The sequence below is a fragment of the Amycolatopsis sp. NPDC005961 genome, from assembly GCF_040629235.1.
GTDB classification, from domain to species: Bacteria; Actinomycetota; Actinomycetes; order Mycobacteriales; family Pseudonocardiaceae; genus Amycolatopsis; species Amycolatopsis camponoti.
Genome location: NZ_JBEXVF010000114.1, coordinates 1 through 22,346 on the forward strand (window position 1 = coordinate 1; position 22,346 = coordinate 22,346).

General features: G+C 73.4%; 7 protein-coding genes. 6 read left to right on the forward strand and 1 reads right to left on the reverse strand.

Annotation, left to right across the window (positions count from 1 at the left end):
- The 6 genes from ABZ342_RS46730 to ABZ342_RS46755 form a co-directional block, all read left to right on the forward strand.
- Window positions 1-3,729 (forward strand): SDR family NAD(P)-dependent oxidoreductase (locus ABZ342_RS46730; protein ID WP_360487935.1); only part of this gene is annotated, 3,729 nt, incomplete at its 5' end.
- Entirely contained in the window at window positions 3,726-8,426 is a 4,701-nt protein-coding gene (locus tag ABZ342_RS46735; RefSeq protein ID WP_360487938.1) for a type I polyketide synthase, read from the forward strand. The genes ABZ342_RS46730 and ABZ342_RS46735, both read left to right, overlap by 4 nt.
- Before the next feature lie 14 nt (window positions 8,427-8,440).
- Window positions 8,441-18,700, forward strand: coding sequence for a type I polyketide synthase (locus ABZ342_RS46740; protein ID WP_360487941.1), 10,260 nt, complete (start codon window positions 8,441-8,443; stop codon window positions 18,698-18,700).
- Window positions 18,701-18,824: 124 nt separating this feature from the next.
- Complete coding sequence (locus ABZ342_RS46745) at window positions 18,825-19,751, forward strand: ATP-binding cassette domain-containing protein (protein ID WP_360487944.1); 927 nt, start codon at window positions 18,825-18,827, stop codon at window positions 19,749-19,751.
- Window positions 19,748-20,575 carry an ABC transporter permease gene (locus tag ABZ342_RS46750; RefSeq protein WP_155544780.1) on the forward strand — a complete coding sequence of 276 codons (828 nt, stop codon included), beginning with the start codon at window positions 19,748-19,750 and terminating at the stop codon, window positions 20,573-20,575. Before ABZ342_RS46745 ends, ABZ342_RS46750 begins: the two co-directional genes overlap by 4 nt.
- Before the next feature lie 132 nt (window positions 20,576-20,707).
- Window positions 20,708-21,283 carry a hypothetical protein gene (locus ABZ342_RS46755; protein ID WP_360487948.1) on the forward strand — a complete coding sequence of 192 codons (576 nt, stop codon included), beginning with the start codon at window positions 20,708-20,710 and terminating at the stop codon, window positions 21,281-21,283.
- Between the two features lie 65 nt (window positions 21,284-21,348).
- Here the strand turns inward: ABZ342_RS46755 and ABZ342_RS46760 are convergent, their stop codons facing one another.
- A complete protein-coding gene (locus ABZ342_RS46760; RefSeq protein WP_155544781.1) occupies window positions 21,349-22,113 on the reverse strand; it encodes an AfsR/SARP family transcriptional regulator in 765 nt (254 codons plus the stop codon).
- Window positions 22,114-22,346 lie beyond the last annotated feature (233 nt).

A 22,346-nucleotide genomic window follows, 5' to 3' on the forward strand; every position in this document is an offset into this window, starting at 1 on the left:
ACCGCGGACGCTGTCGCCGCTCAGGCCCAGCAGCTCGTGGACCACGAGGGAGACCTGGCGGACATCGGGTTCTCGCTGGCCACGACCCGCTCGGCGCTGGACCACCGCGCCGTCGTCGTCGGCTCCGACGTCGCCGAGCTGCGTGCCGGGCTGACCGCGCTCGCCGCCGGGGAGAACGCGCCGAACGTCGTCCGCGACCGCCGGGGCACCGGCCGGACGGCCTTCCTCTTCACCGGTCAGGGCGCCCAGCGCGCCGGCATGGGCACGGTCCTCGCCGCGAAGTACCCGGTGTTCGCCGCCGCGCTCGACGCCGTGTGTGCCCGGCTCGACCTCGACCGCGCGGTCTTCGACGACGCCGATGCGCTGGCCCGGACCGGTTTCACGCAGCCCGCGCTGTTCGCGTTCGAGGTCGCGCTATACCGGCTGCTGGAATCCTGGGGCGTCCGGCCCGACCACCTGCTGGGCCACTCGATCGGCGAGCTGGCCGCGGCCCACGTGGCCGGGATCCTCTCGCTCGACGACGCCTGCACGCTCGTCGCGGCCCGTGCGCGGCTCATGCAGGCCCTGCCTGCCGGGGGCGCGATGGTCACGATCCCGGCGACCGAGGCCGAGGTGACCCCGCTGCTGACGGCCGGGGTGAGCATCGCCGCGATCAACGGCCCCCGCTCCCTGGTGGTCTCGGGCGCCGAGGACGAGGTCGCCGCCGTCGTCGCGCACTTCGAGCGCCCCAAGAAGCTGCACGTCTCGCACGCCTTCCACTCGCCGCTGATGGAGCCGATGCTGGCCGAGTTCGCGGCCGTGGCGGCGAAACTCACCTACGCGAAGCCCGAAATCCCGATCGTCTCGACGGTGTCCGCCGACGCCGACCTGACTTCGCCGGAGTACTGGGTGGAGCAGGTCCGCGCGACCGTCCGGTTCGACGACGGCCTGCGCGCGCTGGTCGAGGAAGGTGTCCGGACGTTCGTCGAGATCGGCCCGGCGCCGGTCCTGACCGCCGCCGCGAACACCGCACTGGACGACGAGACGCTCGCCTTCGTCCCGGCCGCCCGCAAGGACCGCGACGAGGCCCACGCCGTCGTCACCGCGGTCGCCGCGCTGCACGCCCGCGGGATTCCCGTGGACTGGCAAGCGTTCTACGCCGGGGCGCGACGCGTCGAGGTGCCGACCTACGCCTTCCGCCGCACCCGCTACTGGCTGCCGGCCACCACCACGACCGGCGACGCCGCCGACCACGGCCAGCAGCCGGCCGCGCACCCGATGCTCAGCGCCGTCGTCCGCGGGCCCGAGTCGGACACGGTCGTGCTGACCGGGCGGCTGTCGGCCGAGACCGTGCCGTGGATCGCCGACCACGTCGTGCTCGGCACGATCCTGCTGCCCGGCACGGCGTTCGTCGAGCTGGCGCGCGCCGCCGCCGACGAGATCGGCTACACCGGGATCGAAGAGCTGACCCTGCAGGCCCCGCTCACCTTGACCACGGGCGCGGCCCTCCAGGTCACCCTGGACGCCGAGGACGGCGGCCGGCGGCGGCTGACCGTCCACTCGCGACCGGACGGCGAAGACGCCTGGACCCGGCACGCCGAAGGGTTCATCACGGCCGAAGCGGACGCGCCGGCGTTCGACCTCGCCGAATGGCCGCCCGCCGGAGCCACCGAGATCCCCCTGGAAGACCCGTACGCGCAGCTCGCGGACCTGGGCTACGACTACGGCCCGGCGTTCCAGGGCCTGCGCGCGATGTGGCGCCGCGGCGACGACGTCTACGCGGAGGTCGCGCTCCCCGAGGGCGCCCGCGACTACGGCCTGCACCCGGCGCTGTTCGACGCCGCGATGCACGCCCAGCTGCTCGGCCCGGCCCCCGGCGACGACGACGTCGAGCCGATGCTGCCGTTCTCCTTCAGCGGCACGACCTGGCACGCCGCCGGAACCGAAGCGGTCCGCGTCCACGTGTCGCCGACCGGGCCGGAGACCATCGCCCTGCGGATCGCCGATGCCACCGGAAACCCGGTGCTGACGGTCGATTCCCTGGCCGCACGGGCGATCTCGCTCGACAAGCTCACCCCGAACGCGCTGTTCCGGACGGCTTGGGAACCGGCGCCGTCGGGCCCGGCGGTCGTCGCGAAGGTGCTGGAAGTGTCCACACCGGACGGTCCGGTTCCGGAGCGGGCCCGCGCGGCCACCCGGCAGGTGCTCGCCGCCATCCAGGGCTCCGAGGAGCGCCTGGCCGTCGTCACCCGCGGCGCGGTGTCGGTCGACGGCGAGGACGTCGACCCGGCGCTCGCGACGGTGTGGGGCCTGGTGCGCGCGGCGGAAGCCGAGAACCCGGGCCGGTTCGTGCTCGTCGACGGCGACGCCGAAACCGCGCTGGCCACCGGCGAGCCCGAGGTGGCCGTCCGCGACGGGCAGGCGTACGTCCCCCGGCTGGTCGCGGCGACGCCGTCCGGTGACCTGGGCTGGGACCTCGAGCGCACGGTCCTGATCACCGGCGGTACCGGCGGCCTCGGCGCCGTCGTCGCGAAGCACCTGGTGACCGGCCACGGCGTCCGGAACCTGCTGCTGACCAGCCGCCGCGGCGCGGACGCACCCGGCGCCGCGGCCCTGCGCGAAGAGCTGAAGTCCTGGGGCGCCGAAGTCACCATCGCCAGCTGCGACGTGACCGACCGCGCGTCCGTGGCGGCGCTGGTCGACGGCGTCGAGCTGACCGCGGTGGTGCACGCGGCGGGCGTCCCGTCCGCGGGCCGCGTCGAGAACCTCACCGACGAGGAGCTGGACCGCGTCTTCGCCCCGAAGGTCGACGGTGCCTGGCACCTGCACGAGCTCACGCGGGACCTCGACGCGTTCATCCTGTTCTCCTCAGCCGCGAGCACGGTGCTGGCCGCCGGGCAGGCCGGGTACGCCGCGGCCAACGCCTTCCTCGACGAGCTCGCCCGCCACCGCCACGCCCAGGGTCTCCCGGCGACCGCGCTGGACTGGGGCGCCTGGGCCGAAGACGGCGGCATGGCCGGCGAGCTGGCCGAGGCCGACTTCCGCCGCCTGCGCCGCCTCGGCACCCCGCCGATGGCCACCGCCGACGCACTCGCGCTGTTCGACGCCTGCCTGGTCGCCGAGGACGCAGTCCTCGCGCCGGTGAAGCTGGACATGGCGGCCCTGCGGTCTCGCGCGGATTCGCTGCCACCGGTCCTGCGCGGCATGGTCCGGCCCGCGGCACCCCGCCGGACGGCGGCGAAGACCGACGGCGCCGTCACGGCCCGGCTAGCGACGCTCCCGGAGTCCGAACGTCAGGCGTACCTGCTGGGGGTCGTGTCCGACCAGGTCAAGGCGGTGCTGGGCCTCGGGTTCGTCGAGCCGGAGCGCGCCTTCCAAGAGATGGGCTTCGACTCGCTGACGTCGGTGGAGCTGCGCAACCAGCTCGGCGCGCTGACCGGCCTGAAGCTGACGGCGACGATCGTGTTCGACCACCCGACACCGGCCGCGCTGGCCGCGCGCCTGCACGCCCTACTGGGTCCGGGCCGCGGCCCGGCCGACTCGCTGCTGGCCGAGATCGACCGCCTGGAGGCGTCCCTGGCCGCCGCGGGCTCGCTGAACGGCTCGACGGCGAAGGTCACCGCCCGCCTCGAGGCGCTGTCCCGCAAGTGGACCGAGGCGGCCACGGGCACCCCCGAAGCCGCCGACCTGGACGAAGCCACCGACGACGAGCTCTTCGCCGTGCTCGATGAAGAACTGGGGATCTCATGAGCAACGAGGACAAGCTCCGCGACTACCTGAAGCGCGCGACGGCGGACTTGCAGGCGGCCCGCCGCCGCGTGCAGGAGCTGGAAGCTCAGCACTCCGAACCCATCGCCATCATCGGCATGAGCTGCCGCTACCCCGGGGACGTCCGCACGCCGGACGACCTGTGGGACCTGGTCGACCAGGGGCGGGACGTCATCGGGGAGTTCCCCGCCGACCGCGGGTGGGACGTCGAGGGCATCTACGACCCCACCCCGGACCGGCCCGGCAAGACCTACACGCGGCACGGCGGTTTCCTCTACGACGCCCCGGGCTTCGACGCCGAGTTCTTCGGCATCAGCCCCCGCGACGCCCGCCGCTCCGACCCGCAGCAGCGGATCCTCCTGGAAGCTTCGTGGGAGGCCTTCGAACGCGCCGGGCTCGACCCGCACGCACTCAAGGGCAGCCCGACCGGGGTCTACGCCGGCGTCATGTACCACGACTACAGCGGCGGCAGCCCCGACGGCAGCCTCGTCTCGGGCCAGGTCTCCTACACCCTCGGCCTCGAAGGCCCGTCCGTCTCGGTCGACACCGCGTGCTCGTCGTCGCTGGTCGCGCTGCACATGGCCGCGCAGGGCCTGCGGGACGGCGACTGCACGCTCGCGCTCGCCGGCGGCGTCGCCGTGATGGGGACGCCCGAGATGTTCGTCGACTTCAGCGGCCGCCGAGGCTTGGCCGCCGACGGCCGCAGCCGGTCCTTTTCGGACGATGCCGACGGGACGTCGTGGGCCGAGGGCGTCGGCGTCCTCGTGCTGGAAAAGCTGTCCGACGCGCGTCGGAACGGCCACCGCGTCCTCGCGCTGCTGCGCGGCTCCGCGATCAACCAGGACGGCGCCAGCAACGGCTTCTCCGCGCCCAACGGCCCGTCACAGGTCCGGGTGATCGAGGCCGCGCTGGCCGACGCCGGCCTGTCGCGGTCCGATGTGGACCTCGTCGAGGCGCACGGCACCGGCACCGCGCTCGGCGACCCGATCGAGGCGCAGTCGCTGATGGAGACCTACGGCCAGCGGGCCACGGGCGAGCCGCTGCTGCTCGGCTCGATCAAGTCCAACATGGGCCACCCGCAGGCCGCGGCCGGTGTCGCGGGCGTGATCAAGATGGTGCAGGCGCTGCGGCACGGCAAGGCGCCGCGCACCCTGCACGTCGGCACGCCGTCGACGCACGTCGACTGGACGGCCGGCGCCATCGAGCTGCTCACCGAGCCGCGCGACTGGCCCGAGGTGAACCGGCCGCGCCGGGCCGCCGTGTCGTCGTTCGGCGTCAGCGGCACCAACGCGCACGTCATCCTGGAGCAGGCCCCCGAGACCGACGTCGCCGAGACGCCGAAGCCCGCGGTCTGCCCGCTCGTGCTGTCGGCGAAGACCCCGGCCGCGCTGGCCGAGGCCGCCGCGCAGCTCGCGTCCCGGGTGGACGGTGACCTCGCGGACGTCGCGTACACCCTCGCCACCGGGCGCGCGAAGCTCGACCACCGCGCCGTGGTGCTCTCGACGGACGCCAAGCAGGCCCTGGAGACGCTGGCCGCGGGCGGTTCGCGGCCCGACGTCGTCACCGGGACCGCCGACGTCCGCGGCAAGACCGTGTTCGTCTTCCCCGGCCAGGGCTCCCAGTGGACCGGCATGGCGATCGAGCTGATCGAGCAGTCGCCGGCGTTCGCCGCGCGGATGACCGAGTGTGACGCGGCTTTGCAGGAGTTCACCGGCTGGTCCGTGATCGCCGTGCTGCGCGGCGAGCCCGGCACGCCGCCGGCCGACCGCGTCGACGTCGTCCAGCCGATGCTGTGGGCGGTGATGGTCTCGCTGGCCGCGCTGTGGCGCGCGCACGGCGTCGAGCCGGACATGGTCATCGGGCACTCGCAGGGCGAGATCGCCGCGGCGAGCGTCTCCGGCGCACTGTCCCTTCAGGACGGTGCCCGCGTGGTCGCGCTGCGGAGCAAGGCGATCGGGGACGTCCTCGGTGGTCGCGGCGGCGGCATGCTCGCCGCCGGTCTCCCCGCCGCCGAGCTGCTCACCCGGCTGGACGCCTGGGACGGCCGGATCTCGCTGGCCGCCGACAACGGTGCCACCTCGGCCGTGCTGTCCGGCGACGGCGAAGCCCTCGACGAGCTGCGCGACCAGCTCCTCGCCGAAGGCTTCCGCGCCAAGCGCGTGCCGGTGGACTACGCGTCGCACTCCGCGCACGTCGAGCACCTGGCCGACCGCCTGCTGGCCGACCTCGGCCCGATCACGCCCGGTGCCGGGAGCGTTGCGATGACGTCCACGGTGACCGAAGAGCTGGGGTCCACTGTGGACGCTCAGTACTGGTTCACCAACCTGCGCACCACGGTTCGGTTCGCGCCGGTCGTGGCGAAGCTCGCCGAGGCGGGCTACACCCGGTTCGTCGAGGTCAGCCCGCACCCGGTGCTCGCGATGAGCATCCAGGAGACCCTGGACCAAGGCGGGTACCACGGTTCCGTCACCGGCACCCTGCGGCGCGACGAAGGCGGCCTCACGCGGTTCGCGACGTCGCTGGCCGAGCACTCGGTCCGCGGCGGCGCGGCGGACTGGGCGTCGCTGGTGCCCGGCGGCCGGATCACCGACGTGCCGACCTACCCCTTCCAGCACAAGCGCTTCTGGCTCGAAGAGGAAGCCACCACGACGGCGGCGCCCGCGCAGGTTGCCGACCAGGACTTCTGGCAGGACGTCACGAGCGGGGATGTCGACAGTCTCGCGGAGCGGCTCGGCGTCGAAGCCGCCCCGCTGGCCGAGGTCGTCCCGGCCCTGGCCGCGTGGCACGGCCGCCGCACCGAGCTGTCCACAGTGGAGTCCTGGCGTTACCGCGTCTCCTGGGCGCCGGTGAGCGTCACGGGCGGCCTGATCGGCACCTGGCTGGTCGTCGTCCCGGCCGGCGTCCCCGAGGCGGCCGAACTGGCCGACGCACTCGCCGAGCAGGGCGACGTCGTCCGGGTGATCGTCGAGTATGGGGAGCTGGCCGAGGTGCTCACCGAAGCGACGGCGGTGCGGCCGTTCGACGGCGTGCTGTCGCTGCTGGCCCTCGACACCCGCGAACACCCGGAGCATCCCGCGCTCAGCACCGCGGTCGCCGCCACCATCGCCCTGCTGCAAGTCCTGCGTGACAGCGACGCTCCGGTGTGGGTCGTCACCCGCGGCGCCGTCGCGGTCGACGCCTTCTCCGGCGCCGACCCGGCCGCCGCCGCCGTGTGGGGCCTCGGTACGGTCGCCGCGCTCGACCAGCCCGCCACTTGGGGTGGCCTCGTCGACGTCGACGGCCCCGCCGACGTCGTCCGCCTGGCCGCCGTCGTGTCCGGTGTGGACAGTGAAGACCAGGTCGCGATCCGGTCGTCCGGGGTGTTCGCCCGGCGCATGGTCCACGCTCCGCTCAAGGGCACCGCGGACGAATGGAAGCCACGCGGGACGGTCCTGGTCACCGGCGGCACGGGGGCGGTCGGCGCGCACGTCGCGCGCTGGCTGGCCGGTCGCGGCGCCGAAAAGATCGTGCTCACCAGCCGTCGAGGGCTCGACGCGCCCGGTGCGCGGGAGCTGGCCGACGAGTTGGGTGCCACGGTCGTGGCCTGCGACGTCTCCGACAAGGAGCAGGTCGAGGCGCTGCTGGCCGAGCACCCGCCGACCGCCGTCGTGCACGCCGCCGGTGTCCTCACCGCCGAGTCGCCGCTGGCCGACGTCACGCCCGCCGAGTTCGCCGCGGCCACCCGCGCCAAGGTCACCGGCGCGGCGCTGCTCGACGAGCTGCTCGGCGACACCGAGCTGGACGCGTTCGTGCTGATGTCCTCCGGTGCCGCTGTGTGGGGCACCTCGGGCCAGCCCGCCTACGCCGCGGGCAACGCCTACCTCGACGCGCTCGCCCGGCGCCGCCGCGCCGCGGGCCGCACCGCGACCGCGATCGCCTGGGGTTCGTGGGGTGGCGGGGGCATGGTCGACGCCGAGGCGAGTGACCTGCTGCGCCGCATGGGGCTGGCCGAGATGCCCCCGGAACTGGCCGTCGAGGCGCTGGGCCAGGCCCTGGACCACGACGAGACCCACCTGGTGGTCGCGGACATCGACTGGGCCGCGTTCGCCCCGGTCTACCAGCTCGCCCGCCCGCGGCCGCTGCTGCGTTCGCTGCCCGAGGTCGCCGAGGACAAGGCCGAAGCCGTCGAGAACACCGGCGACTTCAAGGCGAAGCTGGCCGCGCTCACCCCGGCCGAGCAGCAGCGGACGCTGCTGGACCTGGTACGCGGCCAGGTCGCCGTGGTCGCCGGGTACGACGGCGGATCGGCGGTCGAGCCGGCCCGCGCGTTCAAGGAGCTGGGCTTCGACTCCGTCACCGCGGTCGACCTGCGCAACCGGCTCGGCGCGGCCACCGGGCTGAAGCTCCCGGCGACCGTCGCCTTCGACCACGTCAACCCGCAGGCACTCGCCGAACACCTGTGGACCCAGCTGGGCGGCGGCGAGGCCGCCGTCCCGCTCGAAGTGGAGCTGGACCGCCTCGAAGCCGTCGCGGCGGCTCTGGACGCCGCCGAGATCGACCGGTCCCGGATCGTCGCCCGGCTGCAGGCGATGGTCACCACCCTGCACAAGACCCTGTCCGGCACCAAGGCCACCGACGTGCTGGAGACCGCGACCACGGATGAGCTGTTCGCCCTCATCGACAACGAGCTCGGCGCCTGAGAGGTATCTCCACGATGACTGACGAAAGCAAGCTGGTCGACTACCTGAAGCGGGTGACCGCCACCCTGCAGGAGACGCGGGAGCGGCTGCGCGAGGTCGAAGCCGCGGACGCCGAGCCGATCGCGATCGTCGCGATGGGCTGCCGGTACCCCGGCGACGTCCGCTCGCCGGAGGACCTCTGGACCCTGGTCGCCGAAGGCCGCGACGCCATCGGCCCGTTCCCCACCGACCGCGGCTGGGGCCTGGACTCGATGTTCGACGCCGACCCCGACAGCCCCGGCACCAGCTACGTGAGCGAGGGCGGCTTCATCCACGACGTCGCCCAGTTCGACGCCCCCTTCTTCGGCGTCTCGCCGCGCGAAGCCCTGGCCATGGACCCGCAGCAGCGGCTGGTGCTGGAGCTGGCGTGGGAGACCTTCGAACGCGGCGGCATCGCGCCGCATTCGCTGGCGAAGCAGCAGGTGGGCGTGTTCCTCGGCAGCGGTGACCAGGACTACTACGACGAGCTGCCGCCGTCGGTGCTCGCCGGTGAAGTGCAGGACTACCTGAGCACCGGCAACGCCGGCTCGGTCATCTCCGGCCGGATCGCCTACGCGCTGGGTCTCGAGGGCCCGGCCATCACGATCGACACGGCCTGCTCGTCTTCGCTGGTCGCGCTGCACCTGGCCGTGCAGGCCCTGCGCCAGCGCGACTGCGCGCTGGCGCTCGCCGGCGGCGTGATGGTGATGTCGCGCCCGGGCCCGTTCGTCGCCTTCAGCCGTCAGCGCGGGCTCGCCGCCGACGGCCGCTGCAAGCCGTTCTCCGACAGCGCCGACGGCACCGGCTGGGCCGAGGGCGCGGGCACCCTCCTGCTGGAGCGCCTGTCCGACGCGCGCCGCAACGGCCACCCCGTCCTCGCTGTCGTGCGTGGGTCCGCGGTCAACTCCGACGGCGCGTCCAACGGCCTCACCGCTCCCAACGGGCCGTCCCAGCAGCGCGTCATCCGCCAGGCACTGGCGAACGCGCAGCTCTCGGCGTCCGATGTGGACGCCGTCGAAGGACACGGCACCGGCACCACGCTCGGCGATCCGATCGAGGCGCAGGCGCTGCTCGCCACCTACGGCCAGGACCGCGACCGTCCCTTGTGGCTCGGTTCGATCAAGTCGAACATCGGGCACGCCCAGGGCGCGGCCGGCGTCGGCGGCGTGATCAAGATGGTGCAGGCCATGCGGAACGGCCTGCTGCCGAAGACCCTGCACGTCACCGAGCCGACCACCGAGGTCGACTGGACGGCGGGCACCGTTTCGCTGCTGACCGAGGAACAGCCGTGGGTCGCGGGCGACAAGCCGCGCCGCGCAGGCGTCTCGTCGTTCGGCGTGAGCGGCACCAATGCGCACGTGATCGTCGAAGAGGCCCCGCCCGTCGAGGTCGAAGAGACGACGCCGAGCTGGCCGTCCGAGGTGCCGGTCCCGTGGCCGCTCGCCGGGCACGGCACCGCGGCGCTGAAGGCACAGGCCGCGAGGCTGCTGTCCGTTGTGGACGGTGTGTCGCCGCTCGACCTCGGCTTCTCGCTGGCGACGTCCCGCTCGCCGCTGAGCCACCGCGCCGTGGTGCTCGACGGGAAGGCCGGGGTCGCCGCCCTCGCCGACGGCGAGCCGTCCCCGAACGTGGTCACCGGCACGTCCGTCGAAGGACAGACCGCGTTCCTGTTCTCCGGTCAGGGCGCGCAGCGGGCCGGCATGGGGGCCGAGCTGGCCGCCGCGTTCCCGGTCTTCGCCACCGCGCTGGACGAGGTCTGCGCGAAGCTGGACCAGCACCTCGACCGGCCGCTGAAGACGGTCGTCTTCGACAAGCCGCGCCTGATCAACCAGACCGGCTACACCCAGCCCGCGCTGTTCGCGATCGAGGTCGCGCTGTTCCGGCTGCTGTCTTCGTGGGGCATCAAGCCCGACTTCCTGCTCGGCCACTCGGTCGGCGAGCTGGCCGCCGCGCACGTCGCCGGGGTGTTGTCCTTGGCCGACGCGGCGAAGCTGGTCGCCGCCCGCGCCAAGCTGATGCAGGCGCTGCCGACCGGGGGCGCGATGGTCGCGCTGCAGGCGACCGAGGACGAGGTCACGCCGCACCTCACCGCGGACGTCAGCATCGCCGCGATCAACGGCCCGGACTCGGTTGTGCTGTCCGGTACCGAAGACGCCGTCACCGCCGTGGTCGCGCGGTTCGAAGGCCGCAAGTCGTCGAAGCTCAAGGTGTCGCACGCGTTCCACTCGCCGCTGATGGAGCCGATGCTGGCCGAGTTCGCCGAGGTCGCGCGCACGCTCACCTACACCCCGCCCACGATCCCCTTGGTGTCCGACGTCTCCGGCTCGATCGCCGGGGCCGAGATCGCCACGCCGGAGTACTGGGTCTCGCACGTCCGCGCCGCCGTCCGGTTCCACGACGGGCTCACCGCGCTCGGCACCCAGGGCGTCTCGCGGTTCGTCGAGATCGGGCCGGACGGCGTGCTGTCCGCGCTCACCCGCCAGGCGACGGACGCCGTGGTCGTGCCGGTCCTGCGCAAGGACCGTCCCGAGCCGCGGGCGGCGCTCACGGCGCTGGCCGAGCTGTACGTCAGCGGCCTGAACCCGGACTGGGCCGCGGTGTTCGAGGGCCGCGGCGCCCGGCGCGCCGACCTGCCGCCGTACGCCTTCCAGCGCAAGCGCTACTGGCTCGACGCCCGCGCCAACCGCGACGAGGTGACCGCGGCCGGCCTCACCTCCGCCGGGCACCCGCTGCTCGGCGCGGCCATCGCACTCGCCGACACCGACGGCGTCGTCCTCACCGGTCGCCTGTCGCTCGAGACGCACGCGTGGCTCGACGGGCACCGCCTCGGCGACGTCGCCACCGTGCCCGGAACGGCCTTCCTGGAGCTGGCCATCCGCGCCGGCGACCAGGTCGGCTGCGGCCGGATCGAAGAACTGACGCTCGGCAGCCCCCTGGTCGTCCCGGACCGCACCGGCGTCCAGGTGCAGGTGACGGTCGGGGTTGCGGACGAGAACGGCGTCCGCCCGGTGCAGATCCACTCGCGCCCCGAAGACACCGGCGAGCCGTGGGTGCTGCACGCCGGCGGGACCGTCGCGCCGCAGACCCACCGCGGCACCGAACTGACCGAATGGCCGCCCGCGGGCGCCGAGCCCGTCGCGATCGACGGCATCTACGACGACTTCGCGGACACCGGCCTCACCTACGGCCCGCTCTTCCGCTCGCTGCGCGCCGTCTTCAAGCGCGGCCGCGAGGTGTTCGCCGAGGTCGCCCTGCCCGAGGACAGCGACGCCGAGCGCTTCGGCCTCCACCCGGCCGCGCTCGACGCCTGCACGCACGCCCTGCGCGTCGCGGGCGGGGGAGACGGCGGAGTCGGCCGCGTCCCGTTCTGCTGGACCGGCGTCGAGCTGCACGCCACCGGTGCCTCCGCGCTGCGGGTGCGGTTCACCCCGACCACCGAGGACAGCTTCGCGGTCGACCTCGCCGACACCACGGGCGCGCCGGTCGCCACCGTCGCCGAGACGGTGTTCCGTGCGTTCACCGCGCCGGTCGCGGCCGAGGCGCCGCTCTACCGGATCGAGTGGCAGCGGATCCCCGCCGAGTCCACTGTGGACGCCTCCGCCGTCGAGGTCTTCGAGTGCACGGGCACCGGCACCCACGAACTGACCCACGGTGTGCTCGCCGCGCTGCAGAACTGGCTCGGTGAAGAGCACCCGGAGGACGCGCGCCTGGTCGTCGTCACCCGCGGGGCCGTCGCGGCCGCCGGGGGAGTCACCGACCTCGCTGCCGCCGCGGCCTGGGGTCTCGTGCGGTCGGCACAGGAGGAGAACCCGGACACGTTCGTGCTGCTGGACCTGGACGCGGAAAGCACCGCGGCCGAGGTTCTGCCGCAGGTCCTCGCCACCGGGGAACCCCAAGCCGCCGTCCGCTTCGGCACGGTGCTCGTCCCGCGGCTGGTGCGCACCGCGGCGGCCGCCGAACCGGCGTACTTCCACCCGGGCGGCACCGTGCTGGTCACCGGCGCGTCCGGCGCGATCGGCGGCGCGCTCGTCCGGCACCTGGCGCGGCAGCACGACGTCCGGCGGTTCCTGCTGGTCAGCCGCCGCAGCACGCCCGAGTTGGAGAGCCTGGGTGCCGAGCTGGACGTCCACGTCGACATCGCGCTCTGCGACGTCGCCGACCGCGCCGCCCTCGCCGCCGTGCTGGCCGCGATCCCCGCCGAGCACCCGCTCACGTCCGTGGTGCACGCCGCCGGCGTCCTCGACGACGGCGTCATCACCGCGCTGACGCCCGAGCGTGTCGACACCGTGCTGCGGCCGAAGGTCGACGGCGCGCTCAACCTGCACGAACTCACCCGCGACACGGCGCTCTCGGCGTTCGTGCTGTTCTCGTCGGTCTCCGGCGTCCTCGGCGCCCCGGGCCAGGGCGGGTACGCCGCCGCGAACGCGTTCCTCGACGGCCTCGCCGCCCACCGCGTCGCGCACGGCCTGCCCGCGCTGTCGCTGGGCTGGGGCCTGTGGGGCGAGGTCGGCGGCATGGGCGGCACCCTGTCCGCCGCCGAAGTCGCCCGCCTCGGCGCGGGTGGCGTCGTGCCACTGTCCACTTCGGACGCTCTGGACCTCTTCGACCGCGCGCTGGCCTCCCGCCAGGCCGCCGTCGTGCCGGTGAAGCTCGACCTGCCGGCGTTGCGGAAGCTGGACGTCATTCCGAAGACCCTCGAAGAGCTGACCGGACGGCGCGCCCGGCGGGTCGCGGCCGGGACGCAGACGGTCGCCGACTCGTTCGCCACCCGCCTGCTGGCCCTGCCGGAGGCGGATCGGGCCGACGCCGTCCTCGAGCTGGTCCGCGGCCACGCCGCCACCGTGCTCGGCTACGGCGGTTCGCACGAGATCGAGCCGGGCGCGCAGTTCCAGTCGCTCGGCTTCGACTCGCTCACCGCGATCGAGCTGCGCAACGGCCTCACCGCGGCGACCGGGCAGCGGCTGCCCGCGACCCTGATCTTCGACCACCCGACGCCGTCGGCGCTGGCCACCCACCTGCTCACCGAGCTGGTGGGCGCGCCGGACCAGGTCGTCACCGTGGCGTCCGCGGCGCACGACGAGCCCATCGCGATCGTCGGCATGGCCTGCCGGCTGCCCGGCGGGGTCACTTCGCCCGAGCAGCTGTGGGAGCTGGTCGCCAACGGCCGGGACGCCATCGGCGACTTCCCCGCCGACCGTGGCTGGGACGTCGACGGCCTGCTCGACCCGACCGGCCGCCGTCCCGGGACCACTTATGTCGCCCGCGGCGGGTTCGTCCACGACGCCGGCGACTTCGACGCGACGTTCTTCGGCGTCTCGCCGAAGGAAGCCCCGGCCATCGACCCGCAGCAGCGGCTCCTGCTGGAAGCCTGCTGGGAGGCCCTCGAGCGCTCGGGCATCGACCCGACGTCGCTCAAGGGCAGCCCGACCGGCGTCTACGCGGGCGTCCAGTACCACGACTACGTGGGCGCGAACAGCGCCGGCTCGATCGTCACCGGGCGGGTGTCCTACACGCTCGGCCTGGAGGGCCCGGCGGTCAGCGTCGACACGGCGTGCTCGTCGTCGCTGGTCGCGATGCACATGGCCGCCCAGGCCCTGCGCGGCGGCGACTGCACGCTGGCGCTGGCCGGCGGCGTGACCGTGATGGCGACGCCGGAGACGTTCGTCGAGTTCAGCCGCCAGAAGGGACTGGCCGCCGACGGCCGCTGCAAGGTCTTCTCCGACGACGCCGACGGCACCACCTGGTCCGAGGGCGTCGGCATGGTCGTCCTGGAGCGGCTGTCGGACGCCCGCCGCCTCGGTCACCCGGTGCTCGCGGTGCTCAAGGGCAGCGCGGTCAACCAGGACGGCACGTCCAACGGCCTCACCGCCCCCAATGGCCCCGCCCAGCAGCGCGTGATCCGGGCGGCGCTGGCCGACGCGGGCATCACCGCGGCCGACGTCGACGCCGTCGAGGCCCACGGCACCGGCACGAAGCTGGGCGACCCGATCGAGGTCCAGGCACTGCTCGCCACGTACGGCAAGGAGACCTCGGCCGACCGTCCGCTGTGGATCGGGTCGGTCAAGTCGAACCTCGGCCACACGCAGGCCGCGGCCGGCGCGGCCGGGGTGATCAAGATGGTCATGGCCATGGGCCAGGGCGAGCTCCCTGCGACACTGCATGTCGGGCGTCCGTCCACCGAGATCGACTGGTCGTCCGGCTCGGTCCGGGCGCTGGTGGAGCCGGTGAAGTGGCTGCCCAACGGGCACATCCGCCGGGCCGGCGTCTCGTCGTTCGGCGTCAGCGGCACGAACGCCCACGTCATCCTGGAGGAGGGTGACCGCCGGGAAGTCACCGCCGGGCACGACCACGAAGGCCCGGTCGCCTGGCCGGTGTCCGGCCGCGGCGCCGCCGCGCTGCGGGCGCGGGCCGAGCAGCTCATGTCCTATGTGGACGAAGACCCGGAGGGCAGCCTCGCCGACATCGGGTTCTCGCTGGCCACCACGCGCAGCGCGTTCGACCGGCGGGCGGTGCTGATCGGCCAGCGGTCGCCGCAGTTCGTCCGCGGTCTCGCCGCGCTGGTCGACGAAGAGGAGGCACGCGGCGTCGTCAGCGGTATCGCGACGGCGGGCGGGCGCACGGCGTTCCTGTTCGCGGGCCAGGGTGCGCAGCGCGTCGGCATGGGCGCGCGGCTCGCGGAGCAGTTCCCGGCCTTCGCCGCCGCGTACGACGAAGTCTGCGGGGAGCTGGACCGCCACCTCGACCGGTCGATCCGCTCGGTCACCGACGAGCTGGACGAGACCCGCTACACGCAGCCCGCGCTGTTCGCGCTGGAAGTCGCGCTGTTCCGCCTGGTGCGGGCGTGGGGCGTCAAGCCGGACGTCCTCGTCGGCCACTCGATCGGCGAGATCGCCGCGGCCCACTGCGCGGGCGTGCTCTCCCTGGCGGACGCGGCCAAGCTGGTGGTCGCCCGGGGTGCGCTGATGCAGGCGCTGCCCACCGGTGGGGCGATGGTGGCCATCGAGGCGACGCCGGAGGAAGTTCGCGACGACAGCGTCGACATCGCCGCGGTCAACGGGCCGAACTCCGTCGTGATCTCGGGAGCGGCCGACGCCGTGGCCGCGGTGGCGGCGAAGTTCGAGCGCACCAAGCAGCTGAAGGTGTCGCACGCTTTCCACTCCCGCCTGATGGACCCGATGCTCGACGAGTTCCGCGCGATCGCCGCGAAGCTGACCTACGCGTCGCCGCGGATCCCGGTCATCTCGACGGTCGCCGAGGGCGCCGACCTGACCTCGCCGGAGTACTGGGTCCAGCAGGTGCGCGAAGGCGTCCGGTTCGCCGACGCGGTCACCCGCGCCGCGGCCGAGGGCGTCAACCGGTTCCTGGAGCTGGGTCCGGACACCACGCTCGCCGCGATGACGGCCGCGTGCTTCGACGAACGGCCGGAGGTACTGGCGTCCATGCTGCACAAGGAGAACGACGAAGCCGTCGCCGCGCTGACCGGCGTCGCGCAGCTGCACGTCAGCGGCGTCGACGTCGACTGGGCCGCGATCTACGAGCCCACCGACGCCCGGCCGGTCGCGGTGCCGACCTACCCGTTCCAGCGGCAGCGCTTCTGGCTGGAGAGCACCACCGGATCGGTCAGCCAGGAGGACCACCCGCTGCTCGGGGCGGCCCTCGAACTGGCCGGCGCCGAGGGACTGCTGTTCTCCGGACGGCTGTCCGTGGGCACCCACCCGTGGCTGGCCGACCACGTCGTCGGCGGCTCGATCCTGTTCCCCGGCACCGGGTTCGTCGAGATGGCGATCCGCGCGGGCGACGAGGCGGGCTGCCCGCGGCTGGACGAGCTGACCCTGGAGTACCCGCTGGTCGTGCCGGAGCGGACCGGTGTCCGCGTCCAGTTCGCCCTCGACGCCCCGGGCGCCGACGGCACCCGCGCGTTCAGCGTCCACTCGCGTCCCGAAGGCTCGGCGGCCGCGTGGACGCGGCACGCCACCGGCAAGCTCGCCAAGGCGGGCAAGGCGGCGGACTTCGACCTGACGGCCTGGCCGCCCGCCGGCGCCGAGCAGGTGCGGCTGGAGGGCACCTACGAGGAGCTGGCCGCCGACGGCCTGGCCTACGGTCCGGCGTTCCGCGGGCTCGTCGCGGCCTGGAAGCGCGACGGCGAGGCGTTCGCCGAGATCCGGCTCCCGGCTTCGGTGTCCGATGTGGACCGTTACGGCGTCCACCCGGCCGTGCTCGACGCCGCGCTGCACACCATCGGCGTCTCCGGCGCGGCCGGGTCCGAACCGGCCCTGCCCTTCGCGTGGGAAGGCGTGCGGCTGCACGCCGTCGGTGCGACGACCCTGCGCGTCCACGTCCGCCCGGTCGGCACCGGTGCGGTCGCGCTGGACGTCGCCGACGGGGCCGGCGCCCCGGTCGCGTCGGTGGAGTCGCTGCTGCTGCGCCCGATGTCCGCCGTTCCGCAGGCCGCGGCTCCGAGCGGCGGCGACTCGCTGTTCCGGGTCGCCTGGGAACCCGCCGAGCTGGACGCCGTCGCCGAGGTCACCGACTGGTCCGTGCTGGGTACCGACGCCTTCGGTCTCACCGAAGCGCTGAGTGCCGAGGCGGACGCGACCGGCCCGGCCGTGCTCCCGGTGGCCGGCGACGACCTGCACGCCGAACTGCACCGCGTACTCGGCCTGTTGCAGTCCTGGCTGGCCGGACCGGGGGAGTCGCTGATCGTCGTGACCCGCGGCGCGGTGGCCACCGAGGCGGGGGAGAACCCCGACCCGGTCGGGGCCGCTGTGGCCGGTCTGGTTCGTTCGGCGCAGGCCGAGCACCCGGACCGGATCACCCTCGTCGACCTCGGCGCGGGCACCCCGGCGGGCCGGACGCTGGCCGCGGTGGCGGCGTCCGACGAGCCGCAGGTCGCCCTTCGGGCCGGTGCGGTCCTGGTGCCGCGGCTGGCCAAGGCGGCCGACGCGGCCTCCGCACCGGTGTGGGACCCCGAAGGCACGGTCCTGGTCACCGGCGCCACCGGCGCGCTGGGCTCGGCCGTGGCGAAGCACCTGGTCGCCGAGCACGGCGTGCGGAACCTGCTGCTGGTCAGCCGCCGAGGCGTCGACGCGCCGGGGGCGGCCGAACTAGCCGCGCTCGACGCGGACGTCACGATCGCCGCTTGCGACGTCGCCGACCGCGACGCCGTCGCCGCACTGCTCGCCGCGATCCCGGCCGAAGCGCCGCTGCGGGCCGTGGTGCACGCCGCCGGTGTCCTCGACGACGGCATCCTGACGTCGCTGACCCCGGACCGCCTGGACACCGTGCTGCGCCCGAAGGCCGACGCGGCGTCGGTCCTCGACGAACTGACCCGGGACCTGGACCTGACCGCGTTCGTGCTGTTCTCCTCGGCCGCCGGCGTCCTCGGCGCCCCGGGACAGGGCAGCTACGCCGCGGCCAACGCGTTCCTCGACGCCCTCGCCGTCCGGCGCCGGGCCGAAGGTCTCCCGGGCACGTCGCTCGCGTGGGGCCTGTGGGCCGACGGCATGGGTGAAGCGCTGGAAGGCGCGGACACGCACCACATCGGGATCACGGCGCTGTCCACTGAGGACGGACTGCGGCTGCTGGACTCGACGGCCGGTGCGGCGGAAGCGCTGCTCGTGCCGATCGCGCTGGACACCCGGGTGCTGGCGTCGTCCGGTGACGACGACCTGCCCGCCGTCCTGCGCGGGTTGGCGGGTACACCCGGCCGGCGCGCGGCGCAGGACGCGGCCGAGGACACCGAGACGCTGGCCCGCAAGCTGGCGGGCTTGCCGGTGGCCAAGCGCGTCCCGACCGTGCTGACCCTGGTCCGCACGCACGCCGCGGCGCTGCTGGGTCACGCCGGGCCGGAGGCGGTGGAACCGGATCGCTCGTTCAACGAGGTCGGCTTCGACTCGCTGTCCGCCACCGGGTTCCGCAACAAGCTCAGCCTCGTCACCGGCCTGAAGCTGCCGGTGAGCCTGATCTTCGACTACCCGACCCCGCGGATCCTCGCCGAGCACCTGGTCGGCGAACTCGCGCCGGCCGAGGTCGAGGTCGTCGAGGAAACCGTTACGGAGCAAGGGGTTCGCGACGCGCTGGCGGGCATCCCGCTGGAGAAGCTGCGCGCCGCGGGGCTCCTGGACGGGCTGCTGGAGCTGGCCGGAGTGCGTCTGCCCGAAGAAGAAGAGACCGAAGCCGTCGAAGAGGCCACGATCGACGACCTCGACACCGACGCCCTGATCAGCATGGCGATCGGCGGTGGGGACGACGACTGAGGAGTCCACCCCTAACCCGGCCCGACCCGGCCATTATTGCCGCTCCCGAACGGGCTATGGCCCACTGGAACGGAGAGTTCCCGTGCTTCACCACGATCTTGATCCGAATGAGGAGAGGTAACCGATGGTCACCGGCTACGCAATCGAAGCACGGGGGCTGCGCAAGTCCTATGGCGACGTGGACGTCCTGGAAGGCGTCGACCTGAGTGTCCAGCGCGGCACGATGTTCGCGCTGCTGGGCCCGAACGGCGCCGGGAAGACCACGACGGTGCGGATCCTGAGCACCCTGCTGGACGCCGACGCCGGCACCGTGACCATCAACGGCCACGACCTCGGCGGGCCCAAGCGCAAGGTGCGGGAGCAGATCGGCCTCACCGGGCAGGACACCGCGGTCGACGAGCTGCTCACCGGCCGCGAGAACCTGCAGATGATGGCTCGGCTGTTCCACCTCGCCACGGCCGAGGCGAAGACCCGCACCACCGAGCTGCTCACCCAGTTCGACCTGACCGAAGCCGCCGACCGCCAGGTCAAGACCTACTCCGGCGGCATGCGCCGCCGGCTCGACCTGGCCATCAGCCTGATCACCTCGCCGCCGGTGCTGTTCCTCGACGAGCCCACCACCGGCCTCGACCCGCGCAGCCGCTCGGCGATGTGGGACGCGATCCGCGAGCTGCTCGACGGCGGCACCACGATCCTGCTCACCACGCAGTACCTCGAAGAGGCCGACCAGCTGGCCGACCGGATCGCGGTGATCGACAAGGGCCGCGTCGTCGCCGAGGGCACCGCGGCCGAGCTGAAGCGCAAGGTCGGCACCGAGCGGCTGAAGCTCACCTTCGCCACCGCCGCCGAAGCGGAGCGCGTGCACGGCATCACCGGCGGCGTGCTGATCGACGACACGGTCAGCGTCGCCATCGACCAGCCCGGCCAGGTCCGGCGGGTGCTGAACCAGGTCGCCGACGCGGGTTTCGAGACCACCGGTCTCGAGCTGTCCGAGCCGACCCTGGACGACGTTTTCCACACCCTTACCGGAACCGCGGGAGAGAAGCGATGACCCAGACCCTGTCCAGGGAGGTCGAGGGAACGCAGCTCCCCGACACCCCGAGCCGATCCTCGTTCGCGCTGGCGCTGTCCGACTGCCGCGTGCTGGTCGGGCGCAACGTCAAGCACATCGCGCGCAACATGGAGATGCTGATCCAGGCGGTCTCGCTGCCGATCACGCTCCTGCTGCTGTTCCGCTTCATGTTCGGTGGCGCCATCACCGTGCCGGGCATGGCTTACATCGACTACCTGGTGCCCGGCCTGCTGGCCATCAGCGTCGCCTTCAACTCGACGTCCACGGTGGTGGGCGTGGCCTCGGACCTCACGCAGGGCCTGGTGGAACGGTTCCGGTCGATGCCCATGGCGGGCCCGGCCGTGCTCGTCGGCCACGTCGTCTCCGGCGTGCTGCGCAGCCTGCTTTCGTTCGTGGTGATGGTCGCGGTCGGCCTGGCCGTCGGGTTCCGCCCCGCGGCCGGCGTGCTCGGCTGGCTCGGCGCGATCGGCCTGCTGACGCTGTTCGCCACCGGCGTGTTCTGGCTCGCGACGCTCCTGGGGTCGATCGCCAAGACCGTCGAAGGCGCGGGCGGTCTCGGCATGATCCTCGTCTTCGTCCCCTACGCCACCAGCGCGCTGGTGCCCACGGCGTCGATGCCGTCGGTGCTGCGGGTGGTCGTCGACAACCAGCCGGTGACCGTGCTCATCGACGCCCTGCGCGGCCTGATGAACGGCACGGACCTGGGTTCGACCGGCTGGCTGGCGCTGGCCTGGTGGACCGTCATCACCGCCGGGGCCGCGTACCTGGCGATCCGGAAGTTCCACCAGCGCGCCCGCGGCTGATCTCCCGCGAACGCCCAGGCGGCCCGTGCTCCGAGCACGGGCCGCCTTTTCGCGTGCGCTAGGTCGACTTTAGATCGGTCCGGCACTCTGCGTAGAGAACATCCGACCAGTCCGTGAAGTGAGGTGGCCCCGATGCCGACCCGCATCGCCGAGAACCCGGCCGTGGCCCTTGACGCCTGGTGTGCACCGCTGGCCGCGGATCCGGCCGGCGCGGCGGCGTTCCTCGCCGAGGTCGCCGACCGCGTCGCCCGCCGCCCGCGCGTGCTCGTCCCGGGCGGTGGCCCGGTGGCCGACACGCTCGCGTCGGCCGGTTACGCCGTTTCCGAGGCAGACTTCGACAGCCTGCCCGGCCAGCGCTTCGACGTCGTCTACGCGGGCTCGGACGTCCTCTCCCGGCTGCTCGTGCAGCGGGAGCAGGTGCGCCTCGTTCGCCGGCTCGCGACGCTGCTGCGTCCCGGCGGCGGCCTGGTCGTCCAGGGGTTCCACCCGGACCCGGCCCGCTGGGCGGCGCACCCGCTCGTCACCGGGCACGACTGCGCCCGCCAGACGCTGTTCCTGAGTGACGGCGTGCCGCTGCGCTACGTGTGGCCCGCGGAGCTGGACCTGATGGCCGAGCTGGCCGATCTCGCGCTCGACAGTCGCTGGGGCGGTTGGTACGGCGAGCCCGCCGCGTGCGGTTCGCCGGTCGTTTCCCTCTACCGCAGCTGACGAAGAAGCCCGGTCCCCGCTGGTGGCGGTGGACCGGGCTTCTTCGGGCCGGACGTGGAGGAGGATCAGACCGCGTCCGACATCTCGCCGACGAGGATGCTGTGGTGCAGCTTCCGCAGCGAGCTGCCGGGCTCGATGCCCAGCTGCTGGACGAGGTGGTGCCGGGCGGAAGCGAAGGTCTCCAGCGCTTCGGCACGGCGGTTCGACCGCAGCAGGGCCGTCATCAGGTACTCGTAGAACGTTTCGCGCAGCGTGTGTTCCTTGGCCAGCGCGGAAAGCTGCCCGACGACCTCGCGGTGCCTGCCGATCAGCAGCTCGGTCTCCATCAGCAGCTCCAGGCACTCCAGCCGGGTCTCCTCCAGCAGCGTGGCGTACGCCTGGACGTCGGGGGAGTCGGTGAAGCCGCCGAACGCCTCGCCGCGCCACAGGTTCGCGGCCTGGCGCAGGACGGCCGCGGCCTCCTTGTAGTTGCGGTCCCAGTACAGGGCCCGGCCTCGCTCGTAGAGGCGGGTGAAGCGGTCGGCGTCCAGCTCGCCGTCGGTGACGTGCAGCGAATAGCCGCGCGGGCTCGTCACGACCGGGCTGTCGTCCGCGTCTTCACCCGTGCCGCGCAGGAGCTTCCGCAGCTGCGAGACGTAGACGTACAGCGCGGCGCTCGCCCGGGCCGGCGGGTGCTCTCCCCAGAGCTCGCCGATCAGGTGCTCGGTGGTCGCCACCTGGTTGCGCTTGACCAGCAGCACGGCGAGCAGTGTCTCGATCTTGCGTGCCCGCGGGGCGCTGACGCCGGGCCGCCCGCCGACTTTCAGCTGCCCCAGTATCTCGTAGTCCATTTCCAGTGCCTCCGGTGTCCGCGTCGATCGGATCTGCCCGGCCTGGCGCCCCCAGTGTGTCCTCCAGCGCCCATGTGCCCGGTCCCACACTGGGGAGCGTACTAAACCGGGAGGTCGGTTTTCAAGACAAAACCGGGAGGTCGGTCGGTTTGTTCTTCGAGCGGTCGTCAAGTGCCTTGCCAGGGGCCGGTTTCTGGGGTTCCCCTAGTTGTAAACCGGGCGGTTGGTATGTA

What these genes read in the sequence shown, in the direction of transcription:
- ABZ342_RS46745 (WP_360487944.1), top strand. Translation starts at nt 18,825, where the DNA reads ATGGTCACCGGCTACGCAATCGAAGCACGGGGGCTGCGCAAGTCCTAT.
- ABZ342_RS46760 (WP_155544781.1), bottom strand. Translation starts at nt 22,113, where the DNA reads ATGGACTACGAGATACTGGGGCAGCTGAAAGTCGGCGGGCGGCCCGGC.
- ABZ342_RS46750 (WP_155544780.1), top strand. Translation starts at nt 19,748, where the DNA reads ATGACCCAGACCCTGTCCAGGGAGGTCGAGGGAACGCAGCTCCCCGAC.
- ABZ342_RS46735 (WP_360487938.1), top strand. Translation starts at nt 3,726, where the DNA reads ATGAGCAACGAGGACAAGCTCCGCGACTACCTGAAGCGCGCGACGGCG.
- ABZ342_RS46740 (WP_360487941.1), top strand. Translation starts at nt 8,441, where the DNA reads ATGACTGACGAAAGCAAGCTGGTCGACTACCTGAAGCGGGTGACCGCC.
- ABZ342_RS46755 (WP_360487948.1), top strand. Translation starts at nt 20,708, where the DNA reads ATGCCGACCCGCATCGCCGAGAACCCGGCCGTGGCCCTTGACGCCTGG.